Annotated in this window: 21 protein-coding genes; 16 read left to right on the top strand and 5 right to left on the bottom strand. The window is 62.0% G+C overall.

The window, feature by feature from the left end; genetic code table 11:
- Positions 1 to 97: 97 nt before the first annotated feature.
- The 4 genes from CAL18_RS03605 to pssA all read left to right on the top strand — a co-directional run bounded on the left by CAL18_RS03605 (position 98) and on the right by pssA (position 4,753).
- Positions 98 to 1,816 carry an acetolactate synthase 3 catalytic subunit gene (locus CAL18_RS03605; protein WP_026638409.1) on the top strand — a complete coding sequence of 573 codons (1,719 nt, stop codon included), beginning with the start codon at positions 98 to 100 and terminating at the stop codon, positions 1,814 to 1,816.
- A 10-nt stretch (positions 1,817 to 1,826) separates the two neighbouring features.
- Positions 1,827 to 2,318, top strand: coding sequence for an acetolactate synthase small subunit (ilvN, locus tag CAL18_RS03610; RefSeq protein ID WP_026638408.1), 492 nt, complete (start codon positions 1,827 to 1,829; stop codon positions 2,316 to 2,318).
- A 63-nt stretch (positions 2,319 to 2,381) separates the two neighbouring features.
- On the top strand, positions 2,382 to 3,398 hold the full coding sequence (gene ilvC / locus CAL18_RS03615) for a ketol-acid reductoisomerase (RefSeq protein ID WP_026638407.1): 1,017 nt from the start codon (positions 2,382 to 2,384) through the stop codon (positions 3,396 to 3,398).
- Between the two features lie 584 nt (positions 3,399 to 3,982).
- Complete coding sequence (pssA, locus tag CAL18_RS03620) at positions 3,983 to 4,753, top strand: CDP-diacylglycerol--serine O-phosphatidyltransferase (RefSeq protein WP_026638406.1); 771 nt, start codon at positions 3,983 to 3,985, stop codon at positions 4,751 to 4,753.
- Positions 4,754 to 4,768: 15 nt separating this feature from the next.
- Here pssA and CAL18_RS03625 read toward each other — a convergent pair whose 3' ends face one another.
- On the bottom strand, positions 4,769 to 5,287 hold the full coding sequence (locus CAL18_RS03625; RefSeq protein WP_026638405.1) for a hypothetical protein: 519 nt from the start codon (positions 5,285 to 5,287) through the stop codon (positions 4,769 to 4,771).
- A 271-nt stretch (positions 5,288 to 5,558) separates the two neighbouring features.
- On the opposite strand from CAL18_RS03625, the gene rpsO reads away from it, so the two are divergent.
- From rpsO to CAL18_RS03645, 4 genes are all read left to right on the top strand, one after another.
- Positions 5,559 to 5,828, top strand: coding sequence for a 30S ribosomal protein S15 (gene rpsO / locus CAL18_RS03630; protein ID WP_026638404.1), 270 nt, complete (start codon positions 5,559 to 5,561; stop codon positions 5,826 to 5,828).
- Positions 5,829 to 5,918: 90 nt separating this feature from the next.
- On the top strand, positions 5,919 to 8,078 hold the full coding sequence (gene pnp / locus CAL18_RS03635) for a polyribonucleotide nucleotidyltransferase (protein WP_026638403.1): 2,160 nt from the start codon (positions 5,919 to 5,921) through the stop codon (positions 8,076 to 8,078).
- Between the two features lie 136 nt (positions 8,079 to 8,214).
- The gene (locus CAL18_RS03640; RefSeq protein WP_026638402.1) at positions 8,215 to 8,940 is read left to right on the top strand and encodes a hypothetical protein; all 726 of its coding nucleotides are present in this window, start codon (positions 8,215 to 8,217) and stop codon (positions 8,938 to 8,940) included.
- A gap of 61 nt (positions 8,941 to 9,001) precedes the next feature.
- Positions 9,002 to 10,219 carry a threonine ammonia-lyase gene (locus CAL18_RS03645; RefSeq protein WP_094817347.1) on the top strand — a complete coding sequence of 406 codons (1,218 nt, stop codon included), beginning with the start codon at positions 9,002 to 9,004 and terminating at the stop codon, positions 10,217 to 10,219.
- An 8-nt stretch (positions 10,220 to 10,227) separates the two neighbouring features.
- On the opposite strand, the gene CAL18_RS03650 is transcribed toward CAL18_RS03645, so the two are convergent.
- Positions 10,228 to 10,836 (bottom strand): PIN domain-containing protein, encoded by a 609-nt coding sequence (locus CAL18_RS03650; RefSeq protein WP_094817348.1) that lies wholly within the window; start codon positions 10,834 to 10,836, stop codon positions 10,228 to 10,230.
- Positions 10,837 to 11,156: 320 nt separating this feature from the next.
- On the opposite strand from CAL18_RS03650, the gene CAL18_RS03655 reads away from it, so the two are divergent.
- The 8 genes from CAL18_RS03655 to CAL18_RS03690 all read left to right on the top strand — a co-directional run bounded on the left by CAL18_RS03655 (position 11,157) and on the right by CAL18_RS03690 (position 20,616).
- Positions 11,157 to 13,040 carry a type VI secretion system Vgr family protein gene (locus tag CAL18_RS03655; protein ID WP_026638399.1) on the top strand — a complete coding sequence of 628 codons (1,884 nt, stop codon included), beginning with the start codon at positions 11,157 to 11,159 and terminating at the stop codon, positions 13,038 to 13,040.
- 48 nt (positions 13,041 to 13,088) lie between these two features.
- Positions 13,089 to 13,892, top strand: a complete 804-nt coding sequence (locus CAL18_RS03660) for a hypothetical protein (protein ID WP_094817349.1) — start codon at positions 13,089 to 13,091, stop codon at positions 13,890 to 13,892.
- A gap of 69 nt (positions 13,893 to 13,961) precedes the next feature.
- Complete coding sequence (locus CAL18_RS03665; RefSeq protein ID WP_141217738.1) at positions 13,962 to 14,897, top strand: hypothetical protein; 936 nt, start codon at positions 13,962 to 13,964, stop codon at positions 14,895 to 14,897.
- Positions 14,897 to 15,976, top strand: a complete 1,080-nt coding sequence (locus CAL18_RS03670) for a hypothetical protein (RefSeq protein ID WP_026638396.1) — start codon at positions 14,897 to 14,899, stop codon at positions 15,974 to 15,976. The genes CAL18_RS03665 and CAL18_RS03670 overlap by 1 nt, the downstream gene beginning before the upstream one ends.
- Positions 15,973 to 18,600, top strand: a complete 2,628-nt coding sequence (locus tag CAL18_RS03675; protein WP_094817351.1) for a DUF2169 family type VI secretion system accessory protein — start codon at positions 15,973 to 15,975, stop codon at positions 18,598 to 18,600. Before CAL18_RS03670 ends, CAL18_RS03675 begins: the two co-directional genes overlap by 4 nt.
- Positions 18,597 to 19,640, top strand: a complete 1,044-nt coding sequence (locus CAL18_RS03680; RefSeq protein ID WP_094817352.1) for a pentapeptide repeat-containing protein — start codon at positions 18,597 to 18,599, stop codon at positions 19,638 to 19,640. Before CAL18_RS03675 ends, CAL18_RS03680 begins: the two co-directional genes overlap by 4 nt.
- A gap of 81 nt (positions 19,641 to 19,721) precedes the next feature.
- Positions 19,722 to 20,027, top strand: coding sequence for a hypothetical protein (locus CAL18_RS03685; protein WP_141217739.1), 306 nt, complete (start codon positions 19,722 to 19,724; stop codon positions 20,025 to 20,027).
- A 79-nt stretch (positions 20,028 to 20,106) separates the two neighbouring features.
- Positions 20,107 to 20,616, top strand: a complete 510-nt coding sequence (locus tag CAL18_RS03690) for a hypothetical protein (RefSeq protein ID WP_026638393.1) — start codon at positions 20,107 to 20,109, stop codon at positions 20,614 to 20,616.
- 77 nt (positions 20,617 to 20,693) lie between these two features.
- Here CAL18_RS03690 and CAL18_RS03695 read toward each other — a convergent pair whose 3' ends face one another.
- From CAL18_RS03695 to CAL18_RS03705, 3 genes are read right to left on the bottom strand one after another with little or no spacing between them, the layout of a single operon-like run.
- Positions 20,694 to 21,197 (bottom strand): hypothetical protein, encoded by a 504-nt coding sequence (locus tag CAL18_RS03695; RefSeq protein WP_141217740.1) that lies wholly within the window; start codon positions 21,195 to 21,197, stop codon positions 20,694 to 20,696.
- Positions 21,198 to 21,253: 56 nt separating this feature from the next.
- Complete coding sequence (locus CAL18_RS03700; RefSeq protein ID WP_026638391.1) at positions 21,254 to 21,610, bottom strand: DUF2784 domain-containing protein; 357 nt, start codon at positions 21,608 to 21,610, stop codon at positions 21,254 to 21,256.
- Positions 21,611 to 21,650: 40 nt separating this feature from the next.
- Positions 21,651 to 22,295 (bottom strand): DedA family protein, encoded by a 645-nt coding sequence (locus CAL18_RS03705; protein ID WP_026638390.1) that lies wholly within the window; start codon positions 22,293 to 22,295, stop codon positions 21,651 to 21,653.
- Positions 22,296 to 22,306: the final 11 nt, after the last annotated feature.

The raw sequence follows: 22,306 nt of genomic DNA on the forward strand, positions 1-22,306 counted from the left end.
CCGGATCATGTTGCCGGTTCCGGTCCGGGTTCAGTCGCCGCCATATCCGGGCGGGCGACGGTCAGGAAAACAGAGCCGGTACTGAAAGGAATACAACATGGAAACCATAGGCGCCGATATCGTCGTGCGCTGCCTGGCCGAAGAAGGCGTCGAGCACGTTTTCGGCTATCCCGGCGGCGCGGTGCTGTACATCTACGACGCGATTTTCAAGCAAGACAAGTTCAAGCACATTCTGGTTCGTCACGAGCAGGCCGCCGTGCACGCCGCCGATGCGTACTCGCGCGCATCGCAAAAGGTGGGCGTGTGCATCGTCACCAGCGGTCCGGGCGTCACCAATGCCGTCACCGGCATTGCCACGGCCTACATGGATTCAATTCCCATGGTCATCATCAGCGGGCAGGTGCCCACTGCGGCCATAGGCGAAGACGCGTTCCAGGAATGCGACACGGTGGGCATCACCCGTCCGTGCGTCAAGCACAACTTCCTGGTGCGCGACGTCAAAGACCTGGCCGAGACCATGCGCAGGGCGTTCTATATCGCCCGCACGGGGCGGCCCGGCCCGGTGCTGGTCGACATTCCCAAAGACATCACGCTGCAACCCTGCAAGTATGTGCCGCCCAAGGGCGAGATCAGCATGCGTTCGTACGCGCCGGTCACCAAGGGTCACCAGGGCCAGATCAAAAAGGCCGTGCAGATGCTGCTGGCCGCCGAGCGGCCCATGATCTACGCTGGCGGCGGGGTCATCCTGTCCGATGCCGCTGCCGAACTGCAACGCGTGGTCGAGCAGCTGGGCGCGCCGTGCACCACAACGCTCATGGGGCTGGGCGGCATGCCGGGCACCAGCCGCCAGTTCGTCGGCATGCCGGGCATGCACGGCACCTACGAAGCCAACATGGCCATGCAGCACTGTGACGTGCTGCTGGCGGTGGGCGCGCGCTTTGACGACCGCGTCATCGGCAACCCGCGCCACTTTGCGCAGAACGCCCGCAAGATCGTCCATATCGATATCGATCCTTCTTCGATTTCCAAGCGCGTGCGCGTCGACGTGCCCATCGTCGGCAACGTCAAGGACGTGCTGGCCGAGTTCAGTGCGCAGTACGACGCCGCGCGCGCCGAGGTCAAGGCCCCGCCTTCGCTCGAAAAGTGGTGGCAGCAGATCGAGGTCTGGCGCGGCAAGGAATGCCTGAAGTACGCCAACTCCGACGAAGTCATCAAGCCGCAGTACGTCGTCGAGAAGCTCTGGGAAGTCACCGGCGGCGACGCCTTTGTGACATCGGATGTCGGTCAGCACCAGATGTGGGCCGCGCAGTACTACAAGTTCGACAAGCCGCGCCGCTGGATCAATTCCGGTGGCCTGGGCACGATGGGGGTGGGGTTGCCGTACGCCATGGGCGTGCAGATGGCCAATCCTGGCGCCGACATCGCCGTCATCACGGGCGAGGCGTCCATCCAGATGAACATCCAGGAACTCTCCACGTGCCAGCAGTACCACCTGACGCCCAAGATCGTCTGCCTGAACAACCGGTTCCTGGGCATGGTGCGGCAATGGCAGCAGATCGACTACGGGTCGCGCTATTCCGAGTCGTACATGGATTCGCTGCCCGATTTCGTGAAGGTGGCCGAAGCCTACGGGCACGTGGGGCTGCGCATTGAACGGCCGGCAGATGTCGAGCCGGCGCTGCGCGAAGCATTCAAGAAGCACAAGGACCGCCTCGTCTTCCTGGACTTCATCACCGACCGCACCGAGAACGTGTGGCCCATGGTGAAGGCCGGCCGCGGGCTGACCGAGATGCTGCTCGGCTCAGAAGACCTGTAAGGAGGCGACCATGAAACATGTGATTTCCGTGCTCATGGAAAACGAACCCGGCGCGCTGTCGCGCGTGGTGGGTTTGTTTTCGGCTCGTGGCTACAACATCGAAACCCTCACCGTGGCGCCCACTGAAGACGCCACCTTGTCGCGCCTTACCGTGGTCACGGTGGGCTCCGACGACGTCATCGAACAGATCACCAAGCACCTTAACCGCCTGGTGGACGTGGTGAAGGTGGTCGACCTGACCGAAGGTTCGCACATCGAGCGCGAGCTCATGCTTATCAAGGTGCGCGCCGTCGGCAAGGAACGCGAGGAAATGAAGCGCATGGCCGATATTTTCCGCGGCCGCATCATCGACGTCACCGATAAGTCTTACACCATCGAACTGACCGGCGTGCAGGAAAAAATCCAGGCGTTCATCGACGCACTGGACCGCAGCGCCATCCTGGAAACCGTGCGCACCGGCGTGTCCGGCATCGGGCGCGGCGAACGGATCCTGAAACTCTGAGGCCTGCGGGCCTTGCATCCATCCTGAACTATCCAGAAATCGTATAAATCCGGAGCACACGACATGAAAGTTTTCTACGACAAAGACTGCGACCTTTCCCTGGTCAAGGGCAAAACCGTTGCCATCATCGGCTACGGCTCGCAAGGCCACGCCCACGCGCTGAACCTGCATGATTCGGGCGTGAAGGTCGTGGTGGGCCTGCGCAAGGACGGCGCTTCGTGGAACAAGGCCGCCAATGCCGGCCTCGAAGTGAAAGAAGTCGCCGAAGCGGTCAAGATCGCCGACGTGGTGATGATGCTGCTGCCCGACGAGAACATCGCGGCGGTGTATCGCAACGAAGTGCATGCCAACATCAAGGCGGGCGCTGCGCTGGCCTTTGCCCATGGCTTTAACGTGCACTACGGCCAGGTCGTGCCGCGCGACGACATCGACGTCATCATGATCGCCCCCAAGGCTCCCGGCCACACGGTGCGTTCCACCTACTCGCAGGGCGGCGGCGTGCCCCACCTGGTGGCGGTCTACCAGGACAAGTCCGGCTCGGCCCGCGATGTGGCCCTGTCGTACGCCAGCGCCAACGGCGGCGGCCGTGCCGGCATCATCGAAACCAATTTCCGCGAAGAAACCGAAACCGACCTGTTCGGCGAACAGGCCGTGCTGTGCGGCGGTACGGTCGAACTGATCAAGGCGGGTTTCGACACGCTGGTCGAGGCCGGCTATGCGCCCGAAATGGCGTACTTCGAGTGCCTGCACGAGCTCAAGCTGATCGTCGACCTGATCTATGAAGGCGGCATCGCCAACATGAACTACTCGATCTCGAACAACGCCGAATTCGGCGAATACGAGACCGGCCCCAAGATCGTCACCGAACAGACCCGCCAAGCCATGCGCGAGGCCCTGGTCGCCATCCAGACCGGCGAATATGCCAAGAAGTTCATCCTGGAAAACGCCGCCGGCGCTCCCACGCTGACGTCGCGCCGCCGCATCAACGCCGAATCCCAGATCGAACAGGTCGGCTCCAAGCTGCGCGCCATGATGCCCTGGATCGCCGCCAACAAGCTGGTGGACAAGTCCAAGAACTGATCGTCCCACCTATGGTGTCTGACACCCTTCGGGAGTCAGACACCTTCCCAGCCAGGCAAGTCGTCGCGACGGTGTCTGACTCCCGAAGGGTGTCAGACACCTTCGCGGTCAGGGACTCAGGCACCTTCCCAGCCAGGCAAGCCGTCGCGACGGTGCCTGACTCCCGAAGGGTGTCAGACACCTTCGCGGTCAGGGACTCAGGCACCTTCCCAGCCAGGCAGGCCGTCGCGACGGTGTCTGACTCCCGAAGGGTGTCAGACACCTTCCCGGCCAGGGACTCAGGCACCTTCCCAGCCAGGCAAGTCGTCCCGACGGTGTCTGACTCCCGAAGGGTGTCAGACACCTCTCCGGCGCGGCAAGGCATTCCCCGATCAAGGTGCCCGACACCCGCCCAGCGGGGCACAGTGCCTAAGCCCCGACCTGCGCGCCAAGGCATCCCTCGGGATGCCTTTTCTCTTTATGCCAAAATGGCGCGCCATGCCCATGGAAGCCGCCCGGATAGCCGTCCCGCGACCTTCCCCGAACGCCGCAAGCCGCTACGGATGAGTTAACCTTCCGGTTATCCGTCGCCTTATTCAGTGACTATGCCCAATTTCTCCATGCGCGATTCCGAGAATCGCCACCGCAGTATCTATCTGTTGCCCAACGCGTTTACCACCGCGGCCCTGTTTGCCGGGTTCTACGCCGTCGTGCAGGCCATGAACGACCGCTTCGAAGTGGCCGCCATTGCCATCTTCGTGGCGCTGGTGCTCGATGGCATGGACGGGCGCGTGGCGCGCCTGACCAACACCCAGTCGGCTTTCGGCGAGCAATATGATTCCCTGTCCGACATGACCTCGTTCGGCGTCGCGCCGGCCCTGGTCATGTACGAATGGATACTGAACGACCTGGGGCGCTGGGGGTGGCTTGCCGCCTTCGTCTACGTATCCGGTGCGGCGCTGCGCCTGGCGCGGTTCAACACCAACATCGGCGTGGTCGACAAGCGCTACTTCCAGGGTTTGCCCAGTCCCGCGGCCGCCGCGCTGGTGGCGGGTTTCGTCTGGCTGGCCATCGACAACAAGCTGCCCATCGAGCACAACGTCATGGCCTGGGTGGCTTTCTGCCTGACGATGTACGCCGGCGTCACCATGGTGTCCAATGCAACGTTCTTCAGCGGCAAGAGCTTTGCCCTGGGCCGCAGCGTGCCGTTCTGGGGAATCTTGCTGGTGGTGGCCGTGTTTGTCTTCGTGTCCAGCGATCCCCCGGTCGTGCTGTTCGGGCTGTTCGTGCTGTATGGCCTGTCGGGGTGGGTGATCACGGCCTGGCGCTGGAACCGCGCCCGCGCCCGGCGCCAACACCAGGACCGCCGTCCCTGACCCCGTTCGCCGCCGCTACCACCAGCGGCGGTCTGCCTCGAACATGGGGTCGGGGCCGGGATGAAAACGCGTCACCTGCTGGCCGTCGCGGCCCATGTACACGAACATCAGCGAATTCCACACCCCCGACTGCTTGTAGCGGTACGACCACACCACCTCGCGCACGCTGGGCAAGCCCACCTGGTCGATTTCGGCGGGCGGTCCGAATTCGCAGCGCACTTGATCGGCCGTCCAGGTGCCCGTGGCCAGCAGCTTGAAATGCGCGTCGGTAAGAATGGGCCGAACCTGGTCGATACGGCCGTCCGGCCCCACATTCGCGCCCCAGGCATATTGGCCGTAAGGCTGCTGGGTCCAGATCACCCGCTGGCCGCCGTCGGCCATCGGGCAGGCGAAATTGGGCTGGCCCAGTTGCGATGTCACGCTGGCCAGGGGCGAGCCGGGGGGCACCTGGGTGGGGTTTGCGCAGGCGGCCAGGGCGGCGGTGGCGGCAATGGCCAAGGCGCGCCCGGCCAGGCCGGTCAGGTCAGAAATCATGCCGGTTCTCCGGTGGGCCGGCCCAGGGGCCGGACGGGGTGGCGGGTCAGTAGGGCCATTCTATTGAATCAGTTATAATCGCTGTCTGATTTGCCCGGCTATACCCATGGCCGGGCAAATTCAATATGTTGTCCGGTATCCATGCCGCCTTGCAAGGCGGCCGCCGCGACACTCAATGTAGCAAAAGCAGTACCCAAGCATCACGGTTTTTGCCGTTTTTCAAAACCACGGCTGGGCGCCTCGGCCCTGCCGCAAGTCAAAGAGGTCATACATGTCCGTAGCTGACATCAAAAAAGCCGACATCGTCGCGCAGTTTCAACGCGCCCAAGGCGATACCGGTTCCCCCGAAGTTCAGGTGGCACTGCTCACCGCCCGTATCAACGAACTGACCGGTCACTTCAAGACCCACATGAAGGACCACCATTCGCGCCGCGGTCTGCTGCGCATGGTCAGCCGTCGTCGCAAACTGCTCGACTACCTCAAGGGCCGCAATCCCGATTCGTACCGCGCACTGATCGAAAAACTCGGTCTGCGCAAGTGATCGACGGGGCAGGCTCCCCATGACGCAACCGTGGCCGGTGCGACATCTGTCGCGTCGGCCACGGTTTTTCATTTGTAAGGAATCCTCGTCATGTTCAATAAAGTGACAAAAACCTTCCAATACGGCCAGCACACGGTCGTACTGGAAACGGGCGAGATCGCCCGCCAGGCCTCGGGCGCCGTGCTGGTGTCGATCGAAGACACCGTGGTGCTGGCCACCGTCGTTGCCGCCAAGAAGGCCAAGCCCGGCCAGACCTTCTTCCCGCTTACCGTCGACTACATCGAAAAAACCTATGCCGCGGGCCGTATCCCCGGCGGGTTCTTCAAGCGCGAAGGCAAGCCGTCCGAAAAAGAAACGCTGACCTCGCGCCTGATCGACCGGCCGCTTCGTCCGCTGTTTCCTGAAGGTTTCTACAACGAAGTCCAGGTGGTTCTGCACACCGTGTCGGTCAACCCGGACATCGACCCCGATATCCCCGCCATGATCGGCGCCTCGGCCGCGCTGGCCATCTCGGGCATCCCGTTCAATGGCCCCATCGGCGCCGCCCGCGTGGGGTATATCGATGGCCAGTACGTGCTCAACCCCACCGCCGCGCAGTTGAAGTCGTCCGAAATGGATCTGGTCGTGGCCGGCACCGAAAACGCCGTGCTCATGGTCGAGTCCGAAGCCAAGCAGCTTTCTGAAGAAGTCATGCTGGGTGGCGTGGTCTACGGCCACGAGCAAATGCAGGCCGCCATCAATGCCATCCATGAACTGGTGCGCGAAGCCGGCAAGCCCGAATGGGACTGGCAGCCCGAAGCCAAGAACGAAGCCCTGATCGCCGCCGTGACGGCCGCCGCGCAAGAGCGCCTGGCCGCTGTGTACCAGGTGCGCGAGAAGCAGGCCCGCACCGGTCAACTGCGCGAAGTCTACGCCGACGTGCATGCCAAGCTGGCCGAGCAGGCCGCCGCTGCCGGCCAGGACGCTCCCGACGCGGTCACGGTCGACAACATCCTGTTCGACCTGGAAGCCCGCATCGTGCGCAGCCAGATCCTGAACGGCGAACCGCGCATCGACGGCCGCGACACCCGCACGGTGCGTCCCATCAGCGTCCGCCTGGGCGTGCTGCCCCGCGCGCACGGCAGCGCGCTGTTCACCCGCGGCGAAACGCAGGCGCTGGTCGTGGCCACGCTGGGCACCAAGCAAGACGAGCAGATCATCGACGCGCTCATGGGCGAATATCGTGACCGCTTCATGCTGCACTACAACATGCCGCCCTTCGCCACCGGCGAAACCGGCCGCATCGGCGTGCCCAAGCGTCGTGAAATCGGCCACGGCCGCCTGGCCAAGCGCGCCCTGGTGTCGCTGCTGCCCCCGCACGACGAATTCCAGTACACCATCCGCCTGGTTTCCGAGATCACCGAATCCAACGGTTCGTCGTCCATGGCGTCGGTGTGCGGCGGTTCGCTCGCCATGATGGACGCCGGCGTGCCCCTGCAGGATCACGTGGCCGGCGTGGCCATGGGCCTGATCCTCGACGATGGCAAGTTCGCCGTCCTGACCGACATCCTGGGCGACGAAGATCACCTGGGCGACATGGACTTCAAGGTGGCGGGTACCCGCAACGGCATCACCGCGCTGCAAATGGACATCAAGATCCAGGGCATCACCAAGGAAATCATGCAAGTGGCGCTGGCCCAGGCCCGCGACGGCCGCCTGCATATCCTGGAAAAGATGCGCGAAGCCCTCGACGGTTCGCGTGGCGAGCTCTCGGCGTTTGCGCCGCGCATGCTCACCATCAAGATCAACCCCGAGAAGATCCGTGACGTGATCGGCAAGGGCGGGGCCACCATTCGTGCCCTGACCGAAGAAACCGGCACCCAGATCGACATCTCCGATGACGGCACCATCGTCATCGCGAGCGTGGACGAGGCCCAGGCCAAGGAAGCCCAGCGTCGCATCGTCGAGCTTACCGCCGACGTCGAAGTGGGCCAGGTCTACGACGGCTCGGTGCTGCGCCTGCTGGACTTCGGCGCCATTGTGCAAGTGCTGCCCGGCCGCGACGGCCTGCTGCACATTTCCGAAATCGCCAACTACCGCATCGCCAACATCAACGATGTGCTCAAGGTCGGCCAGCAAGTCCGCGTCAAGGTCATCGAAGCCGACGACAAGGGCCGCCTGCGCCTGTCCGTCAAGGCCATTGGCGGCATCGAGCAGCAACAGGGCGGCGGCACTGACGCCCCCGCGCAAGCAGAACCGCAATCTGAATAAACTTTGCGTTTCTTGAAGTACAAGGCGGCACCGAAAGGTGCCGTTTTTGTTTATCTACGGTACATTCTTGACGCGCCGGCATGCCGCTGGCCATCGCCACGGAGACCGCGTTGACCGGCACAGGGTTGAACCACGCATGAGGCAAGTACGGCTGGCCTTACGAGCCCTGGCGGGCGGCGTGCTGCTGAGCCTGGCGGCGGGCTGTGTATCCCAGCCTCCTGCGGTGGGGCCCAGAAGCGAAGACATGTCGATGGACCAGTTCGCGCAAACCGACTTCAACCGCACGGTCACGCTCGAAATCCGCGACAACCTCAACAGTCTGTACAGCCTGCTCGACAAGCTGTACCGCCGCAACCCGCGCGAATGGCAGAAGGCCGGCATGCCCGACCACGCCGCCGCGGTGGCGCGCGTAAAGGGCTGGATCACCCAGCGCACCCCGCCGCCCGGCCTGCAGGGGCTGCGCGACATCCAGATCCTGGCCGTGTCGCTGGACCCGGCCTATCCGCGCGACCGTGTTGCGGCATTCATCTATGGGCTGGCCGACACCCTGATCGCCGCACATGACGGCAAGACGCGCATGTACGTGTCCGACGTGCTCAACGCGCAGCACATCTACAACGCCGCCCGCAATGTCGAGGCCGCCGCCTGGCTGCTGGCCTCGCGCCGCGATGCCGGCGGGCAGCCGCTGCTGCTGGCCAACGAAATGTCTGCCGAGGCCACCAACCTCAGCTTCGAACGGGAGTTCGGCGCCATCATCGGCCGGCTGGACCTTATCGCCAACCTGCTCGGCGAAAACGCGCGCCGCGTCGGCATCAACTATGCGCAAGGGCTGCTGTTCTTCAATTTTCTGCCGGTACGGTAGGCCCCGGGCCCTGCGGCGGTAGCATAATAAGCACCCAGATCCACCGCGCACAGGACCCACAGTGATCGATCTTGCCGCCATCCAGGCTGCCCGCGCCCGCTTGCACGGGCAGGTGCACAAAACGCCGTTCACGCATTCGCGCACGTTGTCCGACATTCTCGGCGCCGAGGTGTGGCTGAAGTTCGAGAACCTGCAATTCACCGCGTCTTTCAAAGAACGGGGCGCGCTCAATCGCATGCTGGCGCTCAGCCCGCAGGAGCGCGCCCAGGGCGTCATCGCGGTGTCGGCGGGCAACCATGCGCAGGGCGTGGCCTACCATGCGCAGCGCATGGGCGTGCCCGCCGTCATCGTCATGCCGCGCTTCACGCCCACGGTAAAGGTGGCCAATACACGGCGCTTCGGCGCCACCGTGGTGCTGCAAGGCGACACTTTCGATGATGCCAAGGCGCACGGCTATCAGCTGGCCAGCGAGCGCGGCCTGGTCATGATCCACCCCTACGACGACGAGGCCGTCATTGCAGGGCAGGGCACGCTGGCCCTTGAAATGCTCGAAGACCAGCCCGACCTGGACACCATGGTCATCGCCATCGGCGGCGGCGGCCTGATCAGCGGCATTGCCACGGCGGCGCGCGCCATCAAGCCCGGTATCGAGATCGTGGGCGTACAGACCGAACGCTTTCCGGCCATGTACGCGGCCATGCATGGCGTGGACATGACGCCGGGCCACTACACCATCGCCGAAGGCATCGCGGTGAAATCACCCGGCGCCATTACCCAGGACATCGTGCGTCGCCTGGTCGACCGTATCGAACTGGTAAGCGAGGCCGACATCGAGCATGCCATCGTCGTATTGCTCGAAATCGAAAAAACCGTCGTAGAAGGCGCCGGCGCCGCCGGCCTGGCCGCGTTGTTGCACGACCAGGCAGCGGGGGCGGGGCGCTTTCGCGGCAAGCGCATTGCGCTGGTGCTCACGGGCGGCAACATCGACCCGCTGATGCTGGGCGAGCTGATCGAACGCGGCATGGTGCGCGCCGGCCGCCTGGCCCGTATCCGGGTCGACCTTCGCGATCTGCCGGGCGCGCTGGCGCACGCCACCAAGCTCATCGCCGACGCGCACGCCAACATCACCGAAGTGCATCACCAGCGCGCCTTTACTGCCCTGCCGGCGCGCAATGTCGAGGTCGATTTCGTGCTGCAGACGCGTGGGCCCGAACACATCGAAGAAGTGATCGCGATACTGAATGCAGCCGGCTTTGCGGCCAGCAACCACGATCACTGAACGCGCCGCTACCGGGCCTCGTGGCGCGCCACCAGCGTCTTCAGGCGATACAGCCGTTCGCGGTGCAGCGTGACGCCCAGTGGTTCGGGTTCGCGCCCCAGCGCCACGTAGTCGCCCGGTACTGCCCGGACGGCCTCGTGCATGCGCGCGGGGTCGGCTTCCCACCATTGCGACAGAAGGCGGTCCGGCGTCAGTGCGTCCAACCCCTGGCGCCGCAGTTCCGAGCGATTGAAGTCTTTCAGGTTCCAGGTTGCCACCAGCACGGTCGGCGGTCGCTGCAGGCCGCAGCGCGCGCGCCGCGCGAGGCCTGCCGCGATCACGTGGAAATCTTTGGGATCGCTATAGTGCAAGCCGGTCTCGTACGCCTGCAGGTCACCTTCGGAAGCGAGCGGGAACAGCTGGTTCATGTCGGCCCATTGGGCCGCCAGCACGTCCGCGGGAATCGCCCACAGGCGCGCGGCGTTGCGGCGCCATTCTTCTCCGATCCGCTCGCTCCAGACGGGCTGGTAGAAGCCGGCGGCCGCCAGGCGCAACATCAGGCGGCGCACAATGCCCGACATCAGTACGCAGGCATCGAGCACCACAAATGGCGGCGAGGGGGAAGGGGGAGCGGGCATCACGGCGCCGTCACTGTAACAGGAACACGCCCCCCTTTTCTGGTAACAATAAATTGCGGGGACACACGGGTAACTGCACGCGCTACCGGCCCTGTCGGGCGCTTTCAAGGGCGGCCCGTGTTGTCCTGAAATAAACAGACTTGCGGCTTATAGATTTGTTGCATCTATTAGGGAAAACCGCCTTGAGGCGACGATTCTCTTCAAGTAGTTTGCGCGGGTAATCCCTAATCGGGGCAGTGTATCCAGGCTATATGACAACCGCGTGATCGCGCGGTTCTACGTGCGCTTGCCGCCAGGGCGAGTCGAGGGAGAGGTTTCGAGTGGATATTCCAAGCTTTTTTCAACAGCGCCCCGTCATTGCGCATACTCCCCTTGAAACCACGCTCGTGTTCCGGCAGATGACAGGCCACGAGGGCCTGTCGCAGTTATTTGAATTCGACGTCGAACTGCTGGCCAGCTCTTTCAACCTGGATCTGAAGCAGTTGCTGGGCAAACCGCTCACGCTGGAAATTGCCACGACGATGCAGCCGCGCTATCTCAGCGGCCAGATAGTGCGCTGCGTGATGGTAGGGCGCGAGAGCAACACGTCGCGCAATTATGTTTACAAGGTCACGGTAAAGCCCTGGCTGTGGTACCTGACCCAGACATCCGACAACAAGATCTTTCAGCAGAAATCGGTGCCGGACATCGTCAAGGAAGTACTGGGCGAGTACGGATACCCCTTCGAGATGAAGCTGACGGGCAGCTATCGTTCCTGGGAATACTGCGTGCAGTACCAGGAAACCGATTTTGCTTTTGTCAGCCGCCTGCTCGAGCACGAAGGCATCTACTATTATTTCAAGCACGACAAGGGCCAGCATACCCTTGTGCTGACTGACGATATATCGCTGCACGCGCCCGTGCCCGGATACGAATCGCTGCCGTATTACGGGCCCGACCGCGTTTCGACCCCGCGCGAAGAATACATTTCGATGTGGGAAATTTCGGCGCAGGTCACGCCCGATGGCTACGCCACGGTGGACTACGACTTCACCAAGCCCGGCGCCAGCCTGGATGCCGTGTCGAAGCGGCCCGGCGGTTCCGAGCCGGGCAACCTGGAGGTATTCGAGTGGCAGGGCGGCTTCCAGGAAGCGCAGCACGGCGAGCAGTATGCCCGCGTTCGCCTTGAAGAACTGCAAAGCAGCCAGGAACAGGACCTGGGTGCAAGCAATGCCCGCGGCCTGGCGCCCGGCTATCTGTTCACGTTGCGCAATCACCCGCGCAAGGCCGAAAACCGCGAATACCTGGTCGTGTCGGTGAACTACCGCATGAGCGTGGGCGGTTATTCCACCAACAGCGGTTCCGAAGAGTTCTACGAAGTTTCGTTTTCGGCGTTGCCCTCGTCGGTTCAATATCGCGCGCCGCGCGTCACGCCGATCCCGCGTACCCACGGCCCCCAGACTGCCCGGGTGGTGGGCCCGGCCGGCAAGGAACTCTGGACGGACAAGTACGGGCGCATCAAGATCCAGTTTCACTGGGACCGCTACGGCCAGCGCAACGAAAGCAGTTCATGCTGGGTGCGCGTATCCAGCCCCTGGGCGGGTGGCGGTTTCGGCGGCCTGCAACTGCCGCGCATCAACGACGAAGTCGTGGTCGATTTCATCGGGGGCTGCCCCGACCGCCCGATCGTGCTTGGGCGCGTCTATAACGCCAACAATATGCCGCCCGTGGAGCTGCCCGCCAGCGCAACGCAAAGCGGGTTCCGCAGCCAGTCGGTCTACGGCGACCCGTCCATGTGCAACAAGATGATCTTCGAAGATGCACTGGGCAGCGAGCTGGTGCATATGCGCGCGCAGCGCAACATGTGCGACGAGGTGGTGAATGATCACAGCCACACCATAGGCAACAACTACCTGGTTGATGTCTGCGGCATGTACAGCATTACCGCCGGGTCGCTCCGGGTGCACGTCAAGCAGACGACCGACCTGACTCTCGATGGCCAGACCACCGCCAATATGGGTCCGTTCAACAGAACTATCGAGGGTCCCGTAATCAAGCAGACCACGGGCGATGTGCAGACGACCACGAAGGGAATATTGACGGCCAAGCAGGACGGCGCCCAGAAGCTGACCGAAATAGGCGACGTCGAGCATTCGCTCACCGGGGCATACAAATCCAGAATCGACGGGGACGTCAAGATTGTCATCAACGGCAATGTCGGCTAAGCACCTCCGGATGGCAGCGCCGCGTGCGCGCGAACAAACAGGTATGGCATGAGTAAGACGCTGGACGAACTTACCGGTGAGCTGCTGGACTATCAAAAGCCGCCTGGCGCCGGCCCGGATTTCGATTATTCGCCGCCGCCGGCTTCCGATGCGTTAAAGCTGGCCGAAAACAACGGCGTTCGAGTATCCGAGAGCGAACGCACGGCCCTGACGCAAATGGGCGACGTGCTCAGCGGCAGCAGCTTTTCGGTACTGAACCTGAATCTTGATAGTTCGAGCCGGCCGCCCGTAAGCGCCGAGGCGGCTGCGCAGGCCCTGGCCGCCGGCGTCAATGCGGCGTCGGGCGGCACGCTCATTCCGGCGGGCTTCGAAGTCAAGCAAGACTTCAATATGACGGTCCAGGATTATGTCCGGCTGGATTTGCTGGACTCTTACATCAAGTTCACGTCCGGCGCCACGCAATACAACCACAAGAGCAATGTGACGATCGAGGCCACCGACGTCCACCTGAAAGCCGGCGAAATCGCCATCAACGCAGACGAAGAAAAAAACACCGTTCACGACGCAAAAAAACTCAGCCGCTACTTCAACTTGTCCAGCGGGTCGTATTCGCTGACTGAAACTCCCTGGAAAAACAGGTCGGCATTGCTGGTATCGGCCGATCTTTCTTTGGGCAACGCAAGCGTGGGCGGCGTGCGGATCGGTACCGCCGCCCAGATGTCGCACTACGGCAGTGGCCGGCATGGCGGTGGTTTAGTCAGCCTGGACAATGAAAAATCCAAGTGGGAAAAATCTGCCAACATGGTTTCGTTGGGCGCCACGGTGATCTGGCTGATTCTATCGGGCGGTTGACCTATGTGCGACTACAACATACAGCCGGGATCCGCAGCCGGGGCGGTCGTATCCAATATCGGCAATTCCATGGTGTCCCTGCCGCCGGGCACTTTGCGGTTCGACTACGTCAGGCAGCAATTGCTCGCGTATTCCGGCGACCCCATCACGGCGGCGTCCACGGCGCGCGCCATCGAGGTGCTGGCAGAACGCGATCCCGCCAATGCGCAGGCGATTGCGCAGGATCTTGCCGCAAAAACCGTTGCCCACCCCAGCACGATAGGCGATCGCGTCCGGCAACGGGTGACCAACCGGCTGCAGGGTCGCACGGACCTGAGCCAGTCGCAGCGTGAAGCTATCGCTTTTGAAGAGGCCCAGTCCGTGCTGCAAGAGACTGGTGCCATCGATGCGCAGTCATCCGGAGGGGTTCAGGCCGACATTCAGCAATATATGGAAGACGGCGTCAGCGCCGAGGCCGCGGCTGCTGCGGCGGCGCAGTCCGCTGCCACAAGCGCGTCGTCGGCGCCCAGCACGTTTTCCATTCTTGGTTACCTGATCCGGCTGGTGCGGGGCGAGGTCACGTACGACTTCCAGGATACGCAGACCATGAACGTCACGGGCAGTGTCATCCATTCGCACTCCGATACGGTGACGTACGAAATGCCCGGCAAGGACATCCATATCAAATGCAGTTCGACAATGAAGACCTATGCCAGTCAGTCGTTGTTGAATTTTCGTTTCCATTCGGGGCGCGGCATCGGTGTCTACAGCGGTTCATATGACGCAACGCTGTATACGTCATTGTCGTTATATGGACTGGCAACCAAATACGGCACGGAGTGGCATGTCTACTCCGGCTATCTGTTTACGGGCACTTTGGGGCGCCTGTATATCGCCGGGTTTGACAACGATATTGTGCTGTACAACACGGCCATTGAAGACAGCAAGAACCATCGGAAGTTCCTGGTCCAGACCAGCAAGCTGGGGAAAGGAAAAGTGCACTCCTCCACCACGAAGGTGCCCTGATGACAGGTTTCGTTCCTTTGCCCGGTTCCGATGCGCAGGCCGCGATGGCCGAGATCCGGGCGACGCCTGACCTGACGCTAGATAATTTCGACGCGACCGTAGAACCCATCTGGAAAAAGTACAACATCGATCCTGTGTCGGCCGAGGCCGTCCGTGAAGCCGCGCATCACACCATGGCGAACAACCCGGGCGCCGACATGAACAGCGTCGCCGCGGATCTGGTTGGCCGCACCATCGCGGATCCCACGGTGGCGGGCAGCAATGCCCGCGCCGCGGTGCGCGCGGGTGGCGAAACGCTTGCCCCCGCCGAGCAGGCCAGACGGGCCGTCACAGCGGCCGGCGATGCGGCCCAGGCCGCAGGAGCAGACCGGGCGGTCGCGGAAAGCAAAGCACAGCAGGCCCTGGATGCAGGCGCCAGTCCGGAATCGGCCGCCGAGTCGGCGGCCACGGCCGCGGTCGCCGACGCGCTGGTAAAAAATTCGTCCAGTTTCGACAGCGTGTCCGGATTCGACATCATGGGCTATTTAAAGGCCATGGTGCAGGGCGTGGTGATAGAAACGAACCTGTCCACCGAAACTCAAACGACAAAGGGTGAGACCAACTGGAAAATTGACGGCTCCTTCGTCCAGACGACGGCGGGCGCGCTCACAATCAACTGCCGTAACTATCATGCCGAGGCGAGCACCGACATTTCCGAATCTCCGGTCGGCATGAATTTCTATCTGAAGGGCTACGAAATGTATTCGCCAAAGCCCTTTACCTTCTCGGGGCTGGCGCTGACCGCCTCGGGCGCTACAAGTTCGGCCTACGCCGTGATCGCATCATTGGGCACGGTTAAAACCACTGTGGCAACGCGCGACCTGTATTTATCGGGCGTAACCATGGGATCCGCGCAGAAGCAGTTCCAGCGTTCACATGCCGCGATCGACAAAGCGTTGGTCCGGCTGCATGTTGCCAAGACTTTGCAGTTTCTTGGCGGCAACCCTTCGCCTGCAGTCAAGTCCGCCGCCACGAAGCTGGGCGGCGCCGTGTCGAACCTGGCGAGCAAGTTCAAGAAAAAAGGGAAGGGAGCGCCTTGAAAATCATCAAGCCGCTACGCATGACCATCATGCCCCGCCCTTACCGTTGGCGCGGCGGGATATATCTTGCCGTATCTGTCGCGGTGCTGGTGCGGCATGATGCCCACGGCCCCAAGGTGCAGGCAGAGCACTTTCTGGTGCACGATGTGCTGCCTGAACTCGACGCCGACGAAATGATGGATATGGTCATGCCCAAGCCGCATCCGGAGTTTCTGGTCAGCGGATATGCCTATACAGCGCACCAGAAAGACAAGCAGAAATGCATGGTCAGCGCGCGGGTGGGCAGCAAACGCAAGGATGGCCTGGTCTTCGGTGATCGGTACTGGCTGGGAAACCGGATTTCCGAGCCCGCGCCGTTCGAGGCCATGCCCTTGACCTGGGCCAATTCGTTTGGCGGGCGCGCGATACCGGACAACCCCGTGGGAACCGGTCTGGACGAGGTGGAAGTCAATGGCACGCGCGCGATACGGCTGCCCAATCTTGAATGCCCCACAGAACGCATACAGACGCGGGGCCAGATCGTTCAACCGTACAATTTCGGGCTGATCCGGCCAGATTGGCCGTCGCGCCTGGAAAAGCTGGGCTCCTGCGACGAAGAATGGGTCAATACCGTGGGATCCGGGTTCTTCGACGACTTGCAGTTCTCGGCCTTCAATGCGGCATCGGATGACCAGATCTGGCATGACCGCGACGCCTTGTCCATGGACGAGCCGTTCGAGTTCTGGAACATGCATCCGGAGCTGCATTGCTGGCAGGGCACGCTGCCATCGCTGCATGCGCGTTGTTTTATCCAGCGCTCGGGCGCTCAACAGCTGGATGAGATTTCAATGCGGCCTACCACGGCGTGGTTCCTGCCGCACCGTACCAGCTATATCCTGCTGTTTCATGGTCAGACCCCCATTGCCGAGGATGACGCATTCGATATCAGCGGCATCATGGGCGCCCTGGAGCATGCCGGACAGCCGCGGCCCGAAGCGCATTACATGAGCATATACGCGCGGCGCACCAGCTTCGACAGCGCCGCGTTAGAGGCGTTTCGCGATGGCGACCTGATGCCGTCGGACATTCTGGCGCCCTGGCTCGAGGATATCCCCCTCGGCGATCGTCCGCTGATGTCCAAGCTGGCAGACCGGCTGCAGCGCGATACCGGTGCGTATCCGCCGGGTGGATTCGTGGGCCCGGTCAAGCCGCTGACGCTCGACCGGCTGGCAGAGGTGGCCGACGAGCACGAGAAGCTGCATGAAGACACTGTCGCCCGCCTGCAGCAAGAGCGGCGCGAGGCGCTCGCTAAAGCCGAAAGCGAAATACGGCAGTCGAGCTTTTCCAAGAAAGAGCCCTTGCTTGAGGCGGTGGCCGGCATGGAATCGTCCGAAGGCGGCTTGACCTTGCCGGAGCAGGGCCCCCCGGATCTCACGGCGATTTTCGACAGCGTGCGCAAGGCGCAATCGCGGCACGCATTGCGGGCGTCTTTGTCGGATAGTGCAACGACGGATATGTCTCCGCGTGACCTGTATCAGCACAGCAAGCGGGGGCTCAAGCAGCTGTATCTGTATTCGGTTCACTTCCAGAGGGGCGTTGCCCGTGCCGCGCCGCACCGGGCGTTGCAGATTCGCGACCAGGTGCTTAGAAAGTACCGCGCGAACAAGAAACTCTCGGATATGGACCTGACGGGAGCCGACCTGTCCGGCATGGATCTGTCTGGCGCGGACTTTTCCCGCACCTGGCTCGAGAAAGCCGACTTCACGGGCGCCAATCTGTCGGGGGCAAAGTTCCACGAAACGGTACTGGCGCGCGCATCATTTGTGGATTGCCGCCTGGATGGGGCCTGGATTGAACACAGCAACATCGGCGAAGCCGAGTTCATCAATGTCTCGTTTGGAAACGCCACGTTGACGCGGCTGATCTGCGAGGTGCGCACGCGTTTCCAGAATTGCAGTTTCGAGGCCGGCGCCATCGACGACTTCGTGATGCATCATGCCGAGTTCAAGCATTGCGCCTTCAGGCAGATGAAACTGGAAAGCCTGAGCTTCGAAGGAGGTAGCCTGCAGGACGTGGCAATTGCCGAGGCCTCGATGAACAAGGTCGGATTCGACAGTGTGCATATCGATAATCTCCATATCGACGAAAGCATCCTGCATTCATGCTCTGCTTCGGAGACGCGTTTTCAGAATTTGCGGCTCACCGGGTCCATCCTGAGCAAATGCGTTTTTTCCGACGACGTGTCGTTTACCGGTTGCTGGTTCAATGGCGGAGAGTTTCACCAGACGATGTTCCGCCTCGACCAGTTCGAGAACGTTCTTTTCGAATCTTGCCGACTTGAGCAGTGTGACTTTTCGCAGGCCAGTTTCATCAACTGCCGGTTTGACAAAGTGTCGGCGCCGCAATCGATCTTTGTGCGCGCGCAACTCGATCTCGTCGATATGTCGGGTTGCAATCTCATGCAGGCCAATTTCCAGAAAGCGAGCCTGGTCGGGGCGAATCTTTCCCGCTGCAATTTCTTCCGCGCCGACATGTCGGAAACGCTATTGGATGCATCGACACGGGTGGATGGAGCCTATGTACATCGCACCCGATTGGCGCCGTATCGCCAATCCGGCGGTCCGGTGCTGGAGGGGTCGGCATGAACAAGGCCGAGGTACTGAAGCGTGCGCACACGCTGGAGCGCATAAGCGGCGTCGATCTGCGCGGCGCAGTCTTCCAGAACGAAGACTTGCCGGGGATGATCTTTGATGGGGTCGATTTTTCGGCGGCGCGTTTTCACGCCTGCAGTTTGCGCGAATCGGTGTTCACCGACTGCAATTTCACCGAATCTGTCTTCGAGCAGGTGGATATCTCGCATGCAAAATTTGTGGGCTGCCAATTCCGGCAGGCGGTGCTCGACGGTTGCGTTTTATCGGAAGCCACTTTCGACGAGTCAGTGTTCCAGCGCGCGGCTTTTCGCGACTGCCGGGCCGAGCAGGCCGATTTGATCGATTGCGACTTTTCAGGCGCCACGCTGCGCGGTATTGCGCTGCTGGAATGCAACGTATTCAGCACACGATTCGAAGGCGCCGACTTCACCGACGCTGACCTGTCGAAATCCACCTTGCACGAACTCGACCTGCAAGAAACCATTTTCACTCGCGCAGTGATGCGCCAGATGGCCTTGTCGGGATGCACCCTGTCTAACCAGACGTTCGCCGGGCAGGACTTGTCTGAAACACAGTTCAACGAGGCCGAGCTGTCCGGCGTGGATTTTTCGGGTTGCCGCATGACGATGTGCAACTTCAGCGATGCAGAGCTCGTCGACGTCGATTTTGCAGGCGCGCAGATGCGCAATACGCTGTTCGTGGGCGCAACAATCCAGAAAACCCGTTTTGTGGGCGCCACGCTGCCGCAAAGCCTGTGGAACAATGTGCTGGCGACCGACAGTAGTTTCGCGGGCGCCGAGCTTTCCATGAGCGTGTTCAACCGCGGATCGTTCCAGCGGTGTAATTTCACCGGCTGCGATCTGCAGTTCGCCGATTTTTCGTATGCCGGTCTGCTGGATTGCAGGCTGGATGATGTCGCCCTTAACCGCACCCGATTTCATCGGGCCGTGCTTGATTCGGAAGATATCAAGCGGCGGCCCGGGGCGGTCGAGCGCGATGACGAATTGTTTGAAGCTGAACTACGCAGCGCTTGATTCTTAAAGGAGTTCGATATGCCGTTCTGGGGTTGTATGGGCAGCGGGCGCAGTATCGGATTGGGGCCGTATGTTACGGGCGTGTCCAAGAACGATATGCTCAGCTGCATGAAACTGCCGACCACCAATGTGTTCATTCAGCGCAAGCCGGCCCACAATATATTCTCGGTGGCGCCGCTGACTATCGATCTTCCCACCGGCGTCCTGGGCCTGGCTTCCGGCACGCTGTTCATGCTGGGCACCACCATCGCGCTTTTCTCGTTCACAGTGGTGGCATGCGGGGGCTTTGTCATACGGTGGCTGTGCCTTGCGCTGCAGAACTTGTGGAATACGCTGGGCATGTATCTGAAGATGGACCAGAAAAAGGTCCTGGTCCTGGCGGCGTGAGCGCAAGTTTGCCTGTGCAGGACGACTACGCCATGCAGATTCAAGAAAATACCCGCCGGGGCCGGGGGAAGCAGCGTCCATGATTTACTACACGCTGGCGGGTGTCGTGGGCTACGCCCTGGTGGTCGGGGCGACGGTATGCTTCCTGGTGTACGTCGGGATGCTTGCCACCCTTAGTAATTTCTTCGGCAACGAGCACGCCTACAAGATCATCCTGGTTTGTTTTTTTGTAGGCATCATGTTCTTTCAGTTGCGATCGCTGATCGTCGACTTCATTTCCGAGCGCCTGGTGAAAACGGGGGTGCAAGCTTCCGGAACCGTATTGGTGGCCGAGAACTGCGGCAAGCAGGGCGGCGACAACGACCAGTGGTTCCAGCTGCGCGTGGCAGTCAATCCATCCACGGAACTGCCGCAGCCGCGCGAAGTCTACATCGAGCAACTTTTCAAAGAGAGCGCCCTGCAGTGGCTGAAGCCCGGTGTAGCGGTCGGAATCCGCTATTCACCGAAGTGGCGGCTTGCCATTGTCGAACACGCGGATGCCTATCCACGACTGCATGCGGGGCCTCAGTTCAGCCGGCGCCGCAGCTGACATGGCGTGCATCGTCGGTGGCCCGCCCGCCATCAAGCGAGCGATCAAACAGCATGCGACTGCCGGCGTCGCGCAGGTCAGTCGGGTTCGGCAGCATCAACCGTAATCGTGACCAGACCGGCGAAGGCGCCCTGGAACACATTTACGCCGCCGCCGTGTTCGGTGGCCAGCCTGAAAACCCTGAAGTGGTCGTCCTGGTATTTGGGATCCGGCACGGCTGTTTCGCCCAGGCATTGCCTGATCATCGAAACCGTTTCGTTGACGGTGGTGTTTCGAAGGTCGCAGTTATAGTTTTCGTTGAAAAAATCCCTGCTGACCACCACGCTGCACCACTGGCTGTCTGCGAACGTCACACTGGCGGGGTATTTTTTCGCGGACTGCATATCGTGCACCTGGGCCTCGTCACGAAGATTCCGGAAGCTGTTTGGCGCGTCGCTGATGACCTGCTTCAGTATCTGGCAGTCTTGATCGGCGTCGCGCGCCTGCGCATGGGACGCCGAAAAGATGAAGAAGGTGACGAACATTGCGCGCAGGAGCAAGACGCCGCGGATGACCATGGGATGCCTGTCAGGTAGCTTCATGTGCCCGCATTCTAACGGGCCGGCCCGCTGCGGTATATTCCACAGCCGATACGCCGTCATCGCCTTGCATAGACGATGGCGTAGACAATGAGGTTGACCGCCACCAGCGCGGCCGCCAGGGCGATCTGCAAGGGGCGCGTCAGGCCATCGGGGTAGATCAGCCCGAGCACATAGTGTTCGATGAACCCGCCCGAATAGCCCTGCTGGCCCGCCATCCGCCGCAGCGCGTTTTCCAGGGGCGTCAGGGGGCAGATCCATCCCAGCGCCATCACCGCCGTGCCCCACGCGAGCGCCAGCAAGTGCCAGGGTAGCCACCAGCGGTTTCCCAGCACCAGCAAACCGCCCAGGGCCGCGAACAGGATAAAGGCCCCGTGAACCAGCAGGACGATGTCGGCAAGTACGCGGTAGATCATCCTGCGGTCTCACTGGCATGAGCAAAGGCGGATGCTACGCCTAGCGTTTGCGGCGTGCCCGCGGGTCGTCGGGCGATCGTCGCTTGCGCATGAAGACGGCCAGCAGCCAGCAGCCCAGCAACACCGAACCCGCCGTACCGATGATCAGGCCGACATGCTGGCTGCCTTGCATTGCGCCCACGCCGCGCGCCGCAAGAAAGCCCGGCGCCAGCATCAGCGGCAGCCATAGCACCGCCGACAGCACGTTGGCGATCTGGAAGCGCACCGGATGCATGCCCATGATGCCCGCCACGGTGGGAATAGTGGAACGGATCGGGCCCAGGAAGCGGCCGATCAGTACCGATGCAAACCCATAGCGATGGAAGAACAGGCGGGCGCGCGCCACAGCCGTGCGCTGTGTTGAAAACGGCCAGCGGCGCAGCATGCCCGTGCCCAGCCAACGGCCCAGCAGATAAGACAGGGCGTCGCCTACCACCGCGCCGGCGATTCCCCATGGCACGATGATCCAGGGCGACAGCGTGCCGGTGCCCACCAGCCCGCCGGTCAGCAGCAGCAAAGCGGTGGCGGGAATAAAAAGCCCCACGATGATCAGCGATTCGCCGAGCGTCAGCAGGAAGAGGATGGGGCCGGCCCAGTCCTGGTTGGTCTGGATGAACTGGCCGATGCTTTCGAAATATGCGTCCATGCGCCATTGAA

The organism is Bordetella genomosp. 7 (assembly GCF_002261415.1).
Classification (GTDB): Bacteria; Pseudomonadota; Gammaproteobacteria; order Burkholderiales; family Burkholderiaceae_B; genus Bordetella_A.

Bases quoted from the DNA above. Each gene is read 5' to 3' on its own strand.
- CAL18_RS03605 (WP_026638409.1), top strand. From the start codon at position 98: ATGGAAACCATAGGCGCCGATATCGTCGTGCGCTGCCTGGCCGAAGAA.
- ilvN (WP_026638408.1), top strand. From the start codon at position 1,827: ATGAAACATGTGATTTCCGTGCTCATGGAAAACGAACCCGGCGCGCTG.
- ilvC (WP_026638407.1), top strand. From the start codon at position 2,382: ATGAAAGTTTTCTACGACAAAGACTGCGACCTTTCCCTGGTCAAGGGC.
- pssA (WP_026638406.1), top strand. From the start codon at position 3,983: ATGCCCAATTTCTCCATGCGCGATTCCGAGAATCGCCACCGCAGTATC.
- CAL18_RS03625 (WP_026638405.1), bottom strand. From the start codon at position 5,287: ATGATTTCTGACCTGACCGGCCTGGCCGGGCGCGCCTTGGCCATTGCC.
- rpsO (WP_026638404.1), top strand. From the start codon at position 5,559: ATGTCCGTAGCTGACATCAAAAAAGCCGACATCGTCGCGCAGTTTCAA.
- pnp (WP_026638403.1), top strand. From the start codon at position 5,919: ATGTTCAATAAAGTGACAAAAACCTTCCAATACGGCCAGCACACGGTC.
- CAL18_RS03640 (WP_026638402.1), top strand. From the start codon at position 8,215: ATGAGGCAAGTACGGCTGGCCTTACGAGCCCTGGCGGGCGGCGTGCTG.
- CAL18_RS03650 (WP_094817348.1), bottom strand. From the start codon at position 10,836: ATGCCCGCTCCCCCTTCCCCCTCGCCGCCATTTGTGGTGCTCGATGCC.
- CAL18_RS03660 (WP_094817349.1), top strand. From the start codon at position 13,089: ATGAGTAAGACGCTGGACGAACTTACCGGTGAGCTGCTGGACTATCAA.
- CAL18_RS03665 (WP_141217738.1), top strand. From the start codon at position 13,962: ATGGTGTCCCTGCCGCCGGGCACTTTGCGGTTCGACTACGTCAGGCAG.
- CAL18_RS03670 (WP_026638396.1), top strand. From the start codon at position 14,897: ATGACAGGTTTCGTTCCTTTGCCCGGTTCCGATGCGCAGGCCGCGATG.
- CAL18_RS03680 (WP_094817352.1), top strand. From the start codon at position 18,597: ATGAACAAGGCCGAGGTACTGAAGCGTGCGCACACGCTGGAGCGCATA.
- CAL18_RS03690 (WP_026638393.1), top strand. From the start codon at position 20,107: ATGATTTACTACACGCTGGCGGGTGTCGTGGGCTACGCCCTGGTGGTC.
- CAL18_RS03695 (WP_141217740.1), bottom strand. From the start codon at position 21,197: ATGAAGCTACCTGACAGGCATCCCATGGTCATCCGCGGCGTCTTGCTC.
- CAL18_RS03700 (WP_026638391.1), bottom strand. From the start codon at position 21,610: ATGATCTACCGCGTACTTGCCGACATCGTCCTGCTGGTTCACGGGGCC.
- CAL18_RS03705 (WP_026638390.1), bottom strand. From the start codon at position 22,295: ATGGACGCATATTTCGAAAGCATCGGCCAGTTCATCCAGACCAACCAG.